At 73.0% G+C, this 13,562-nt stretch carries 15 protein-coding genes; 13 read left to right on the forward strand and 2 right to left on the reverse strand.

Annotated elements, in window-relative coordinates:
- Position 1 precedes the first annotated feature (1 nt).
- Entirely contained in the window at positions 2-1,363 is a 1,362-nt protein-coding gene (glmM, locus tag ACFVSL_RS07080) for a phosphoglucosamine mutase (RefSeq protein ID WP_386939711.1), read from the forward strand.
- A gap of 93 nt (positions 1,364-1,456) precedes the next feature.
- Here glmM and coaA read toward each other — a convergent pair whose 3' ends face one another.
- Entirely contained in the window at positions 1,457-2,413 is a 957-nt protein-coding gene (gene coaA, locus ACFVSL_RS07085; RefSeq protein ID WP_386939713.1) for a type I pantothenate kinase, read from the reverse strand.
- 85 nt (positions 2,414-2,498) lie between these two features.
- Between coaA and glmS the strand changes: the two genes are divergently transcribed.
- The 10 genes from glmS to ACFVSL_RS07135 all read left to right on the forward strand — a co-directional run bounded on the left by glmS (position 2,499) and on the right by ACFVSL_RS07135 (position 10,689).
- Positions 2,499-4,349, forward strand: coding sequence for a glutamine--fructose-6-phosphate transaminase (isomerizing) (gene glmS / locus ACFVSL_RS07090; protein WP_386939715.1), 1,851 nt, complete (start codon positions 2,499-2,501; stop codon positions 4,347-4,349).
- Positions 4,350-4,368: 19 nt separating this feature from the next.
- On the forward strand, positions 4,369-4,731 hold the full coding sequence (locus tag ACFVSL_RS07095; RefSeq protein WP_386939717.1) for a holo-ACP synthase: 363 nt from the start codon (positions 4,369-4,371) through the stop codon (positions 4,729-4,731).
- Positions 4,728-5,945: an alanine racemase gene (gene alr / locus ACFVSL_RS07100; RefSeq protein ID WP_386939719.1), complete on the forward strand. Its 1,218-nt coding sequence runs from the start codon at positions 4,728-4,730 to the stop codon at positions 5,943-5,945. Before ACFVSL_RS07095 ends, alr begins: the two co-directional genes overlap by 4 nt.
- Before the next feature lie 32 nt (positions 5,946-5,977).
- Positions 5,978-6,457, forward strand: a complete 480-nt coding sequence (gene tsaE / locus ACFVSL_RS07105; protein ID WP_386941119.1) for a tRNA (adenosine(37)-N6)-threonylcarbamoyltransferase complex ATPase subunit type 1 TsaE — start codon at positions 5,978-5,980, stop codon at positions 6,455-6,457.
- A gap of 10 nt (positions 6,458-6,467) precedes the next feature.
- The gene (gene tsaB, locus ACFVSL_RS07110) at positions 6,468-7,103 is read left to right on the forward strand and encodes a tRNA (adenosine(37)-N6)-threonylcarbamoyltransferase complex dimerization subunit type 1 TsaB (protein WP_386939721.1); all 636 of its coding nucleotides are present in this window, start codon (positions 6,468-6,470) and stop codon (positions 7,101-7,103) included.
- Complete coding sequence (locus ACFVSL_RS07115; RefSeq protein ID WP_386939723.1) at positions 7,100-7,711, forward strand: GNAT family N-acetyltransferase; 612 nt, start codon at positions 7,100-7,102, stop codon at positions 7,709-7,711. Before tsaB ends, ACFVSL_RS07115 begins: the two co-directional genes overlap by 4 nt.
- Complete coding sequence (gene tsaD / locus ACFVSL_RS07120; RefSeq protein ID WP_386939725.1) at positions 7,708-8,763, forward strand: tRNA (adenosine(37)-N6)-threonylcarbamoyltransferase complex transferase subunit TsaD; 1,056 nt, start codon at positions 7,708-7,710, stop codon at positions 8,761-8,763. The genes ACFVSL_RS07115 and tsaD overlap by 4 nt, the downstream gene beginning before the upstream one ends.
- A 137-nt stretch (positions 8,764-8,900) precedes the next feature.
- Positions 8,901-9,290 (forward strand): DUF4190 domain-containing protein, encoded by a 390-nt coding sequence (locus tag ACFVSL_RS07125; protein WP_386939727.1) that lies wholly within the window; start codon positions 8,901-8,903, stop codon positions 9,288-9,290.
- A 40-nt stretch (positions 9,291-9,330) separates the two neighbouring features.
- Positions 9,331-9,975 (forward strand): DUF4190 domain-containing protein, encoded by a 645-nt coding sequence (locus ACFVSL_RS07130; protein WP_386939729.1) that lies wholly within the window; start codon positions 9,331-9,333, stop codon positions 9,973-9,975.
- Positions 9,976-10,014: 39 nt separating this feature from the next.
- Positions 10,015-10,689, forward strand: coding sequence for a hypothetical protein (locus ACFVSL_RS07135; RefSeq protein ID WP_386939731.1), 675 nt, complete (start codon positions 10,015-10,017; stop codon positions 10,687-10,689).
- Positions 10,690-10,734: 45 nt separating this feature from the next.
- On the opposite strand, the gene ACFVSL_RS07140 is transcribed toward ACFVSL_RS07135, so the two are convergent.
- Entirely contained in the window at positions 10,735-11,922 is a 1,188-nt protein-coding gene (locus ACFVSL_RS07140; protein WP_386939732.1) for an SAM-dependent methyltransferase, read from the reverse strand.
- A gap of 204 nt (positions 11,923-12,126) precedes the next feature.
- On the opposite strand from ACFVSL_RS07140, the gene groES reads away from it, so the two are divergent.
- Together groES and rarD are read left to right on the forward strand one after the other, a co-directional pair.
- Positions 12,127-12,423, forward strand: coding sequence for a co-chaperone GroES (groES, locus tag ACFVSL_RS07145; RefSeq protein ID WP_022889766.1), 297 nt, complete (start codon positions 12,127-12,129; stop codon positions 12,421-12,423).
- A 106-nt stretch (positions 12,424-12,529) separates the two neighbouring features.
- Entirely contained in the window at positions 12,530-13,480 is a 951-nt protein-coding gene (gene rarD, locus ACFVSL_RS07150) for an EamA family transporter RarD (RefSeq protein ID WP_386939733.1), read from the forward strand.
- The last annotated feature ends 82 nt before the right edge of the window (positions 13,481-13,562 follow it).

Raw genomic sequence — 13,562 nt, forward strand, 5'->3', positions numbered from 1 at the left:
TATGCCTCGGCTTTTCGGAACGGACGGGGTCCGGGGCCTGGCCAACCGTGAACTCACGGCTGACCTGGCCCTGGGCCTCTCCCAGGCGGCTGCGGCCGTCCTCACGCAGGGGCGTCACGCCGACGAGAACCGCGCCGCCGGTCGGCGGCCGGTCGCCGTCGTCGCGCGCGACCCCCGTGTCTCCGGTGAGTTCCTCACCGCAGCGGTCGCCGCGGGCCTCGCGAGCTCCGGCGTCGACGTGCTCGACGCCGGGGTCATCCCGACTCCCGCGACCGCCTTCCTCATCGACTCGATCAAGGCCGACTTCGGCGTCATGATCTCGGCGTCGCACAACCCGGCGCCCGACAACGGCATCAAGTTCTTCTCCTTCGGCGGCACCAAGCTGCCCGACGAGGTCGAGGACCGCATCGAGTCGTACCTCGGCAAGCAGAAGCTCGCTCCGGTCGGCGACGGAGTGGGGCGCATCCGGCGCTTCGCCGACGCCGAGGACCGCTACGTCGTGCACCTGCTCGGCACGCTCCCGCACCGCCTCGACGGCCTCAAGGTCGTGCTCGACTGCGCCCACGGGGCCGCGGCGGGCGTGTCGCCCGAGACCTTCAAGGACGCGGGCGCCGAGCTCGTCGTCATCGGGGCCGACCCCGACGGCATCAACATCAACGACGGCGTCGGCTCGACGCACCTCGACAAGCTGCAGGCCGCCGTGCTCGAGCACGGCGCCGACGTCGGCATCGCCCACGACGGCGACGCCGACCGCTGCCTCGCGGTCGACGCGGACGGCAACATCGTCGACGGCGACATGATCATGGCGATCCTCGCGCTCTCGATGAAGGAGCGCGGCAAGCTCACCGACGACACGCTCGTCGTGACGGTCATGTCGAACCTCGGGCTGAAGCGCGCGATGGCCGAGCACGGCATCAACGTCGTCGAGACCAAGGTCGGCGACCGCTACGTGCTCGAGGCCCTCGGCGCCGGCGGGTACGCGCTCGGCGGCGAGCAGTCGGGCCACGTCATCATGAGCGAGTACGCGACGACCGGCGACGGCGTGCTGACCGGCCTCCACCTGGTCGCCGAGATGGCGCGCACCGGCAAGACGCTCGCCGAGCTCGCGTCGGCCATGACGGTCTATCCGCAGGTCCTCGTGAACGTGCGCGGCGTCGATCACCACCGCCTCGGCGGCAACGAGCCCATCGCCGCCGCCGTCGCCGAGGTCGAGGCCGAGCTCGGCGAGTCCGGTCGCGTGCTCCTCCGGCCGTCCGGCACCGAGCCCATGGTGCGGGTCATGGTCGAGGCATCCGACCAGGCCGAAGCCGACCGCCACGCGGCCGCGCTGGCCGAGGTCGTGAAGGCCGAGCTCGCCCAGTAGCAACCGCTCGTCGGGTCTCCCGACGTCTCGAACGCCGCGTTCCCGTCAGGGGCGCGGCGTTCGGCGTTCTCGGGGCGGCGGGCCGCGGGCCGCTCAGAGCTTGCGCAGCAGCACGCTCGACACGGTGTGGTCGGCGCTCTTGCGGAGGACGAGCGAGGCGCGCGAGCGCGTCGGCCGGATGTTCTGCAGGAGGTTGGGCTCATTGATCGAGTGCCAGATCTCGCGCGAGCGGTGGCGCGCCTCCTCCTCGGTGAGCGAGGCGTAGCGGTGGAAGTACGAGCGCGGGTTGGCGAACGCGCCCCGCTGGAGCTTCAGGAAGCGCTCCTCGTACCAGCGCGCGATGTCGCTCGTGCGGGCGTCGACGTAGATCGTGAAGTCGAAGAGGTCGCTCACGGCGAGGCGGTGCCCGGGGCCGGGCGGCTGCAGCACGTTGAGGCCCTCGACGATGAGGACGTCGGGCCGGCGGACCGTCACCTGCGCGTCGGGCACGATGTCGTACGCGAGGTGCGAGTAGAACGGCGCCCTGACCTCGGCGGCGCCCGCCTTCACCTCGCTCACGAAGCGCAGGAGCGCGCGGCGGTCGTACGACTCGGGGAACCCCTTTCGGGCCATGAGCCCGCGGCGCTCGAGCTCGGCGTTCGGGAACAGGAAGCCGTCGGTCGTGACGAGCTCGACGCGCGGCGTGTGCTCCCAACGGGCGAGGAGCTCGCGCAGGAGCCTCGCGATCGTCGACTTGCCGACGGCGACCGAGCCCGCGACGCCGATCACGAACGGGGTCGACTCGAAGCGCTCGCGCAGGAACTCGCTCGCGACCTTGTGCAGCGACTTCGTGCCGCCGACGTAGAGGTTCAGGAGGCGGCTGAGCGGCAGGTAGACCTCGGCCACCTCGGTCGGGTCGAGCGGCTCGCCGAGGCCCCGCAGCTGCACGATCTCGGTCTCCCGGAGGGGTGACGGCATCGACGGGGCGAGGGCCGCCCAATCGGCTCGATCGAGTTCGATGAACGGCGAGATCTGCGTCGGGTGCGACGACGGGCTCTGCTGATCCGGCACCGTGCCAGTGTAGTGGCGACCCGGCGGGGCCACCGGCTGGGGGCTCGGGGCGGCCGCACAGCCGCGCGCCAGTAGAATCGCCCCCATGTGTGGAATCGTCGGATACGTCGGAGAGCGCAACAGCCTCGACGTCCTCATGGGTGGCCTGCGCCGCCTCGAATACCGTGGCTACGACTCGGCGGGGGTGGCGGTCGTCGATGACGACGGCGCCATCGAGACCGCCAAGCGCGCCGGCAAGCTGAAGGTCCTCGCGGACGAGCTCGAGCGGAACCCGCTGCACCAGGGCGGCACCGGCATCGGGCACACCCGCTGGGCGACCCACGGCGGCCCGACCGACCGCAACGCGCACCCGCACCTCGGCGACGAGGGCCGGCTCGCGCTCATCCACAACGGCATCATCGAGAACTTCTCCGAGTTGAAGGAGGAGCTCCTCGCCGAGGGGCACACCTTCGAGTCCGAGACCGACACCGAGGTCGCCGCCGTGCTCCTCGGCCGCGAGTACCGCGCCGCCGGCGACCTCCGCACGGCGTTCCGCAACACCGTCTCACGCCTCGAGGGCGCGTTCACCCTGCTCGCCGTGCACCGGGCCGAGCCGGGGGTCGTCGTCGGCGCCCGTCGCAACTCGCCGCTCGTCATCGGGCTCGGCGAGGGCGAGAACTTCCTCGGCTCCGACGTCGCCGCGTTCGTGGAGTACACGAAGCAGGCCGTCGCGGTCGGCCAGGACCAGATCGTCGCGATCACCGCCGACGAGGTCGTCGTCACCGACTTCTCGGGCGAGCCCGTCGAGTTCGACGCGTTCGAGGTCGCATGGGATGCCTCGGCCGCCGAGAAGGGCGGATGGTCGTCGTTCATGCGCAAGGAGGTGTCGGAGCAGCCCGACGCCGTCGCGAACACCCTGCGCGGCCGCGTCGTCGACGGCGCCGTCGTGATCCCCGAGCTCGAGGGCTTCGGAGACGACGAGCTCCGCGGCATCCGTCGCATCACCGTGATCGCGTGCGGCACCGCCTCGTACGCGGGCATGGTCGCGAAGTACGCCATCGAGCAGTGGGCCCGCATCCCGGTCGAGGTCGAGCTCAGCCACGAGTTCCGCTACCGCGAGCCGGTGCTCGACGCCGACACGCTCGTGGTCTCGATCAGCCAGTCGGGCGAGACGATGGACACGCTGATGGCGGTCAAGTACGCCCGCGAGCAGGGCGCGCGCACGATCTCGATCTGCAACACCCAGGGCGCCACGATCCCGCGCGAGTCCGACGCGGTGGTCTACACCCACGCCGGCCCCGAGGTCGCGGTCGCCTCGACGAAGGCGTTCGTGGCGCAGATCACGGCGCTCTACCTGTTCGGCCTGCACCTCGCACGGGTGCGCGGCACCCTCGGCGACGACGAGCTCGCGGCGCAGCTCGCCGAGCTCACGGCGGTGCCCGCGAAGATCGAGCAGGTGCTCGGCGAGGCCGACAAGGTCGCGCAGCTCGCGCACTGGATGGCGGACACCCGCTCGGTGCTGTTCCTCGGCCGCCACGTCGGGTACCCGATCGCGCTCGAGGGCGCGCTGAAGCTGAAGGAGCTCGCGTACATCCACGCGGAGGGCTTCGCCGCCGGCGAGCTGAAGCACGGTCCGATCGCGCTCATCGAGCCGGGCCAGCCGGTGTTCGTCGTCGTGCCGAGCCCGCGCCACGACCGGAGCCTGCACCCGAAGGTCGTCTCGAACATCCAGGAGATCCGCGCCCGCGGCGCCCGCGTCATCGCGATCGCCGAGGCCGGCGACGCCGCCGTGCTGCCGTTCGCCGACGAGGTCGTGCGCATCCCGCTCGCGGCCCCGCTCTTCGAGCCGCTGCTCGCGGTCGTGCCGCTGCAGATCTTCGCGATGGAGCTCTCGCAGGCGAAGGGCCTCGACGTCGACCAGCCGCGCAACCTCGCGAAGTCGGTGACGGTCGAGTGACCAGAGGCGCGGGGGCCGAGTGATCGCCGGCATCGGCATCGACGTCGTGGACATCGAGCGCTTCGAGCGCTCGATCACCCGGACCCCCGCGCTCCTCGAGCGCCTGTTCGCCGAGAGCGAACGCGAGCGCCCCGCGCGCTCGCTCGCCGCGCGCTTCGCCGCGAAGGAGGCGCTCATCAAGGCGCTCGGCGGCCACGCGGTGATCCGCTGGCACGACATGCGGATCGTCCAGGACGCCGAGGGCAACCCCGACTTCGCGCTCTCGGGGGCGCTCGCCCGCCACGTCGCGGAGCTCGGCATCGACCGGGTGCACCTCTCCATGAGCCACGACGCGGGCATCGCGAGCGCCTTCGTCGTGCTCGAGAAGGCCGGCGGCCGATGACCCCGCAGGCGGTCTCGGGCCTGCCGTTCCGCGAGGCCGTCGTCGACCTCGACGCCCTCACGGCGAACGTGCGCACGCTCGCCGCGCGCATGGCCCCGGCGGAGGTGATCGCGGTGGTGAAGGCCGACGCCTACGGCCACGGCGCCGTGGCCGCCGCCCGTGCCGCACTCGCCGGAGGCGCGACCCGGCTCGGCGTCGCCGACCTCGTCGAGGCCCACGAGCTGCGCGACGCCGGCATCGACGCCCCCGTCCTGGCCTGGCTGCACGGCCCCGACGCGGACTTCGCGCGTGCGGTGCGCGCGGGCATCGAGCTCGGGATCTCCAGCATGCTCCAGCTCGAGCGGGCCGCGGCAGCGGCCGCCGGCGCGGCCGCGGGCGCCCCGGCGCGTGCGCAGGTGCACCTCAAGATCGACACCGGCCTCAGCCGCAACGGCGTCCCCGAGCCCGAGTGGGCCGACGCCGTCGCCCTGGCGGCGCGGCTCGAGCGCGACGGACTGATCGAGGTCGTCGGCGTGTTCAGCCACTTCGCGAACACCTCGCGCGAGGTCGACGCCGACCAGATCGAGGCGTTCGAGCGCGCCCTCGTCACCGCTCGAGCCGCCGGCCTCGCCCCGCGGATCCGGCACATCGCGTCGACCGAGCAGGCGCTGCGCGACCCGGGCTCGCGCTACGACGCCGTCCGCATCGGCATCGGGATGTACGGGCTCACGCCCTTCGGCGACGGCACGACCTCGACCGAGCTCGGGCTCACGCCCGTGATGACCCTGCGTGCGCGGGTCGCGGCCGTGCGGCGGGTCGAGGCGGGCGCGGGCGCCTCGTACAGCCACATCTGGCACGCCGAACGGCCGAGCACGCTCGCCCTCGTGCCGCTCGGCTACGCCGACGGCGTGCCGCGCCAGGCGTCGGGCAACGGCGCCGAGGCGCTGCTCGCCGGCCGGCGCCGGCCGGTCGCGGGCCGCATCGCCATGGACCAGTTCATCGTCGACGTGGGCGACGACGACGTGGAGGTCGGCGACGAGGTCGTGCTCTTCGGCGACCCGGCCACCGGGGCGCCGACGGCCGACGAGTGGGGCGCCGCGGCCGGCACGATCGGCTACGAGATCGTCACCCGCATCGGGCCGCGCGTGCCGCGCCGCTACGTCGGCGGCCCGAACGCCGACGCAGCGGGTGACGGCGCGGGCGCAGGCGATGGCGACGGCGAGGCGCGATCGTGACGCGGTCGGCCACCTTCGACACCGCCGAGGAGATGTCCGAGTTCGGACGCGAGCTCGGCGCAGGCCTCCGCGCCGGCGATCTCCTCGTGCTCACCGGGCCGCTCGGCGCCGGCAAGACCACTCTCACCCGCGGCATCGGCGCGGGGCTCGGCGTGCGCGGTCCCGTGCAGAGCCCGACCTTCGTCATCGCGCGCACCCACCCGAACCTCGGCGACGGACCCCCGCTCATCCACGTCGACGCCTACCGGCTCGGCGAGGCCGCACTGGTCGACGACCTCGATCTCGACGTCGCCCGCTCGGTCGTCGTCGTCGAGTGGGGGGCCGGCCTCGTCGAGGAGCTCAGCGACTCGCGGCTCGAGATCGTGATCGAGCGCCCGACCGGCGCGAGCGAGGCGAGCGCAGCGGGCGCGCCCGACGACGAGGACGAGCTCGACGCCGACGAGCCGCGCACCGTCACCGTGCGCGGCTTCGGCCCCCGGTGGGCGGGCACCCCGTACGCCGTGTCGGCGTAGGCTTGTCCTCATGCTCCTCGCGATCGACACCTCGACGGGCACGAGTGTCGCGATCGTCGATCGCGACGCGGCGAGCGGCGAGCTCCGCGTCCTCGCCGAGACCGGCACCGACGACACGATGCGCCACGCCGAGGTCATCGGCGGGTTCATCCGCGATGCGCTCGACGCATCCGGCATCGCCCCCGACCGGCTCTCCGGCGTCGCCGCCGGCATGGGGCCGGGGCCCTTCACCGGACTCCGGGTGGGCATCGCGGCGGCGCACGCCTTCGCCCTCGGCATCGCCCGGCCGTTCGTGCCGGTGCCGAGTCACGACGCGATCGCCTGGGCGCGCTACACGGCCGGCGAGACCGGCCCGCTGCAGGTGGTCACCGACGCTCGACGGCGGGAGTTCGCGGTCTCCGAGTACGCCGGGCTCGACGCGGCGGGGCTGCCGATCCGCGTGACCGGTCCGCTGCTGGCCCCGCGCGACGCGCTGCCCGAACCGACGGGCGCCAGGTTCGAGGCGGTCGTCGTCTCGGCCGCGGCCGTGGGCCTCGTGGCCGAGCTCGCCTTCGTCGCCGGCCGCCTTCCCCTCGCCGACGACGCGCCGCTCTACCTCCGTGCGCCCGACGTCACGCCCTCGGCCGGCAAGCGGGTGCTCCAGTGAGCGTCTTCATGCGTCGCGCCAGGATCGGCGACCTCGACGCGATCATGCGGCTCGAGCGGTCCACGTTCACCGACGACGCCTGGCCCGAGGACGCGATGCGCCGCGAGCTCGAGAGCCCGCACGGCTACTACCTGGTCGCGGTCGACGATGAGCTCGCCTCGCGTCGCGCGCCGTCCGGGTCGGGCGAGGCCGCCGACGGCGCAGACGGTGCCGCCGAGGGTTCGCACGACGAGCCGGATGCCGCGTGGCCGCCGCTGCTCGGCTACGCGGGGCTGCTGGCGCCCTCCGGAGGAGACCAGGGCGACATCCAGACGATCGCGGTCGACCCCGCCGCGCGCGGCATCGGCCTCGGCCGCGGGCTCATGCACGCGCTCATCACCGAGTCGCGACGCCGCGGCATCGCCCAGCTCTTCCTCGAGGTGCGCGCCGACAACCCGATCGCCCGTTCGCTCTACGAGTCGCTCGGCTTCGCCGAGATCGGCGTGCGCCGCGGCTACTACCGGAACGGCGTCGATGCCGTCATGATGCAGCTCGCCGTGCCGCCCGCCGTCACCCGGCCGGCCGGCGAGGGCACCGACGGCACGACGATCCGAGGAGCGGCCCGATGAACACCACCGATCCGCTCATCCTCGGCATCGAGACCTCCTGCGACGAGACCGGCGTGGGCATCGTGCGCGGCACCACCCTGCTCGCGAACACCATCGCGTCCTCGATGGACGAGCACGCCCGGTACGGCGGCGTGGTGCCCGAGGTCGCGGCCCGCGCCCACCTCGAGGCGATGGGGCCGACGATCCGTGCGGCGCTCGCCGAGGCATCCGTCACGCTCGACGAGATCGACGCGGTCGCCGTCACGAGCGGTCCCGGCCTCGCCGGGGCGCTCATGGTCGGCGTCGGGGCCGCGAAGGCGCTCGCCCTCTCGCAGGGGGTGCCGATCTACGCGGTGAACCACCTCGTCGGGCACGTGGGCGCCGACCTCCTCGACGCGGCCGACCCGCTCGAGACGCCGACGGTCGCGCTGCTCGTCTCGGGCGGGCACACCTCGCTCCTGCTCGTGCGCGACCTCGTCTCCGACGTCGAACTGCTCGGCGAGACCATCGACGACGCCGCGGGCGAGGCGTTCGACAAGGTCGCGCGGGTGCTCGGCCTTCCCTACCCCGGAGGCCCCGAGATCGATCGCGCCGCGATCGGCGGCGACCCGAAGGCCATCCGGTTCCCGCGCGGGCTCACCCGGCCGAAGGACCTCGTGGCGCACCGCTACGACTTCAGCTTCTCGGGCCTGAAGACCGCCGTCGCCCGCTGGGTCGAGCAGCGCGAGGCCGCGGGCGAGCCCGTGCCGGTCGCCGACGTCGCCGCGAGCTTCCGCGAGGCGGTCGTCGACGTGCTCGTCGCGAAGGCGATCGACGCGTGCACCGAGCTCGGCGTGCCGCGGCTGCTCCTCGGCGGCGGGGTCATCGCGAACGCGCGCCTGCGCGAGGTCGCCGCCGAACGGGCCGAGGCCGCGGGCATCGCGCTGCGCATCCCGCCGCTCTCGCTCTGCACCGACAACGGCGCGATGATCGCCGCGCTCGGCGCGCAGCTCGTGATGGCGGGTCATGCGCCGTCCGAGCTCGGCTTCGGCGCCGACTCGACGCTGCCCGTGACCGACATCCAGGTCGTGTGACGCCCGAATCCTGTGCAGGCGCGCCCTCGCGCGATAGTGTGGGGACGAAATCACCGGAGAGCGGCGTCGATCGTGCGCGCCCGGCGCGAGCCCTCATCCCGAGGCGCGCGATCACACAGCATTCGAGGGGAACCACCGTGACCGACCCGAACCTTCCCGAGCAGCCCGCCGGCGCCGTCCCGCCCACGCCTCCGGCCGCTCCCGCCGCACCCGCGTACGGCACGCCGCCGGCCGCGCCCGCCGCTCCGGCCTACGCCGCGCCCGCCTACGGCGCCCCGGCGTCGACCAAGACCAACGTGCTCGCGATCGTCTCGCTCGTCTCGGCGTTCTTCATCTCGCTCGTCGCGGTGATCACCGGCCACATCGCCCTGAGCCAGATCAAGAAGACCGGCGAGCAGGGCCGCGGCCTCGCGATCGCCGGCCTGATCCTCGGGTACATCGGCCTCGTCGTCGGCATCATCTGGATCATCGTGATCATCGCGATCGCGGCGGCCGGCGGCTTCCAGGCGAGCTACAGCACGTACTGAGCCGCGCCGACGACCGCACGAGCAGATCAGGGGAGCACCCATGAGTGATCCGAACACCCCCGCCGAGGGATCGGGCGCGCCCGAGCCCATCGTTCCCGACGCGGCGACCCCCGAGGCGCCCGAGGCGCCCGAGCCCGTCGCCGCCGAGGCGACGAACCCCGAGGTGCCCTCGGTGCCCGAGCCGCCCGGAGCCCCCGAGCCGCCCGTCGCGCCGCCCGCGCCTCCGGCCCCGCCCGCGCCTCCGGCGCCGCCGGCCTACGGTGCGCCCGCCGTGGGCGCGCCCGCCGCGGGCTACGGCGCGGCGACGCCTCCGCCGCCGCCCGCCTACGGTGCGCCCGCCGCACCGGGCTACGGCGCACCCGCGGGCGCGCAGCCCGCGTACGGCGCACCGGCCTACCCGGCCTACGCACCGCAGGCCAAGCCGACGCCGACGCTGAGCATCATCTCGATGATCGGCGGCATCGTCGGAATCTTCGGCAGCTTCTTCTACGGCTTCGGCGCGCTCTTCTCGATCGCCGCCGTCGTGCTCGGATTCATGGGCAAGAAGAAGGAGCCCGAGGCCAAGGGGTTCTGGCTCACCGGCATCATCACCGGCTTCGCCGGCATCGCGTTCAGCCTCCTGTGGATCGGCTTCATCGTGCTGTTCGTGGTCCTCGCGGCCGCGAGCAGCTCGGTCGGGTACTGAGCGACGATCTCAGTACACGAAGCGAACGTGAGCCCCGAGATGGCTGAAGCAGAGGGAGTCCCGCCGAAGGGCGGGGCTCCCTCTGCTCGTCCCGTCGAGCCCGAGCGCGGTTCGCGCGACGTCGTCGAATCGTCCGGCGTCGAGCCCGCGCCCTCGCCCTCGCCCGAGCACGGTGAGCCCGGCGAACCCGGCGCCCGGTCCTTCGACGTGACGTCGACCGGGTCGCCGGAGCCGACGGGCGAGCGCTCGGGCGAGCCCGCGGTCCGGCCGCCCGTCGACGGCGACCCCGCGCTCGACGATCCGCTGGCGCCGTACCGCCCGGCAGAGCCGACCCTGCTTGCCGACCCGGTCGTGCGCGAGTTCGACGTGCCCGTCGACACGGGGCAGCTCCGGCGCATCTCGACGGGGCAGCTGCTCGTCGTGCACCGGCCCGAGTACGACCAGCGCGAGGTCGTCGAACAACTCGAGCAGCGACGTGCCTACAGCTGGGTCGCCGCGGTCACCGGCATCATCGGGGCGACGGCGTCGCTCTTCGTCGGGTGGATGCTGCCGCTCTCGATCGCGGCCATCGTCTTCGGCGTGCTCGGCCTCCGCCGCGAGGAGCACGGACGCACGCTCGCGTTCATCGGCATCGGAACCGGCCTCGGAGGGCTCGTGTTCTCGGCGCTCTGGATCGGCTACTACGCGATCGTCTTCGGCGCGCTGCCCGCCTGATCGTGCGTCGCGGCGGCGCGGGCTCCCGCCTCGCGACCCGGCGGCTCAGATCCGCTCGACGAGCAGCGTCACGTGGCGGCCCTGCTCGCGCGTCAGCACGACGGTCGCCCGCTCGGCGCCCTTCAGCTTGAGGCGGGTGCGCAGTGCGGCGGGGTCGACGTCGACGCCCCGCTTCTTGATCTCCAGGGTGCCGACCCCGCGAGCCTGCAGGGCCTGACGCAGGCCGCGCTCGTCGGCGGGCAGCCGCTCGATCACCCGGAAGCCTCGGGCGAACGGCGAGTCGAACGCGGTGTCCGAGGTGAGGTAGGCGATGCCGGGACTCAGCATCCAGGCGCCGTTCGCCCGGGCGAGATCGCCGATGAGCCGTGCGCGGATCACCGCGCCGTCGGGCTCGTAGAGGTAGTCGCCGAGCGGACCGTCCGGCGCGTCGGGGGAGTCGACCGCCGCGGTGAGCTCGTGCGCGAGCTCGCCCCGGATGACGAGCGCCGAGCGACCCACGCCCGGGCGGGCGAGCGCGCCGAGCCAGACGCCGAGCTCGACCACGTCGCCGTCGACCGACACCCACTGCGCCTCGGCGCCGGCCGGGATCACGTCGCGATCGGTGCCCGGCCCGAGCTTCACGCCCACGGGAAGCCGGTCGGCGAGGCCGAACGCGAAGTCGAGGCCCGGCGAGTACGCCGAGGCATCCGCGATGCGCGTCGTGGTGCCGCCTGCGGTGGTGCGCCGGGCGGGATCGAGCCAGACGCCCCCGATGCCGCCGAGCGCGACCGTCTCGGCGCGCTCGTGCAGCACCCGGGCGTGCGGGAACGGGGTGAGGTTGTAGGCCGCGATGGCGGCGGTGACCTCGTCGGCGTCGGCGGCGGTGACCTCGAGGTCGATCGCGGCCATGGCCAGCGCGTCGCCGCCGATGCCGCAGCCGAGGTCGGCGACGTGCTGGACGCCGGCCCGCGAGAACCGACCGGCGTGGAGCGCGGCGACCTGCAGGCGGGTCGCCTGCTCGAGTCCGGCCTCGGTGAAGAGCATCCGGGCGGCGAACGGGCCGAACTTCGCGGCGGCCTTCGCGCGGAGCTTCGCCTGGCTGAGGACGGTCGCGACCAGCGAGGCGGGATGCCCCTGGCGGCGGAGCGCGGCGACCGTCTTCACGATGTCGGCCTTCGAGTCCCATTCGGGCAGGCCGTCGAGGAGGCGCAGCCCCTCGGGCGAGAGGAGTTCGACGAGCTCTGTGCGTTCCACCCGGCCACGCTAGCACCGCGCCGAGCGGCCGCCGAGCGGCGATCGCACGGGGCATCCGGGCCCCGTGTTCGCCGCGCGTGAACGGACTGGCACTCACGTTGCACGAGTGCCAAAACGCGCCTAGACTCGGCTTAGCACTCTCACTCAGAGGCTGCTAATCAGTCTTCGCAAGACAGTTTCTTCATCAGAGAGATAGGGGCAACCGTGTCGGTTTCCATCAAGCCGCTCGAGGATCGCATCGTCATCAAGCAGGTCGAGGCCGAGCAGACCACCGCGTCGGGCCTCGTGATCCCCGACACCGCCAAGGAGAAGCCCCAGGAGGGCGAGGTCGTGGCCGTGGGCCCCGGCCGCATCGACGACAACGGCAACCGCGTCCCGCTCGACGTCGCCGTCGGCGACAAGGTGATCTACTCGAAGTACGGCGGCACCGAGGTCAAGTTCGGTGGCGAGGACTTCCTCGTGCTCTCGGCCCGCGACGTGCTCGCGGTCGTCGTCCGCTGAGCGACCCGAACCTCCAGAACGGCCCGGATGCATCGCATCCGGGCCGTTCTGCATCCGCCCCCGCGGCCGCGTTGGCCATCGTCCCGTGCGGGCGTAGTCTGTATCGGTGAATCCCCGCCCTGAGCTCCCCCACGCGACGACGCAGCAGGGCATCAGCCGGCCGGGACTCGCGTACGCGATCTCCTCCTACCTGCTGTGGGGCTTCCTCCCCATCTACTTCATCGCGCTCGCGCCCACCGGCTCGCTCGAGATCGTCGCCTGGCGCATCCTGCTCTCGCTCGTGTTCTGCGCGCTGCTCATCACGGTCACCCGCGGCTGGGGCGCGTTCTTCGCGCTGCTCCGCGACCGGCGGGTGCTGTTCACGATGGCCGCCGCGGGCGCCCTGATCTTCGTCAACTGGCAGACCTACGTGTACGCGGCGGTCTCCGAGCAGGTCGTCGAGGCCTCGCTCGGCTACTTCATCAACCCGATCGTCACCGTCTTCCTCGGCGTGCTCGTGCTGCGCGAGCGGCTCAACACGACGCAGTGGGTCGCGGTCGGAATCAGCATCGTCGCCGTGATCGTGCTCGCGGTCGGCCACGGGCAGTTCCCGTGGATCGCGCTCCTGCTCGCCTTCTCGTTCGGCTTCTACGGCCTCATCAAGAAGCGCGTCGGGCCCCGCGTCGACGCCGTCTCCGGCCTGACCCTCGAGACACTGTGGCTCGCGCCCCTCGCCGCGGTGCAGCTGTGGTGGGTCGCCGCGACCACCGGGCTGACGATGGGCACCGAGGGCACCTGGCACACCGTGCTGCTGCTCGGGGCGGGCGCGGTCACCGCGGTGCCGCTGCTCCTGTTCGCGGCCGCCTCCCGCCGGCTGCCGCTCATCTACATGGGATTCATCCAGTACTTCGCGCCGTTCATCCAGTTCCTCGTCGGCGTCGTGCTGCTCGGCGAGCCGATGCCGCCCGAGCGGTGGATCGGGTTCGCGCTGGTCTGGGCCGCCCTCGCCGTGCTCACGGTCGACCTCATCCGGGGCGCCCGGCGGGCGGCGAAGCGCGTGGTCGCAGAGCCCGTCTGAGTGCACGCCGCGACTGCGGAATCAGCGCATGATGACGCCGGATGACGCGGATTTCGTGCGCAGAACCGCCTCAGGATGTCGA

Source organism: Agromyces sp. NPDC058064 (assembly GCF_042885275.1).
Taxonomy (GTDB): domain Bacteria; phylum Actinomycetota; class Actinomycetes; order Actinomycetales; family Microbacteriaceae; genus Agromyces.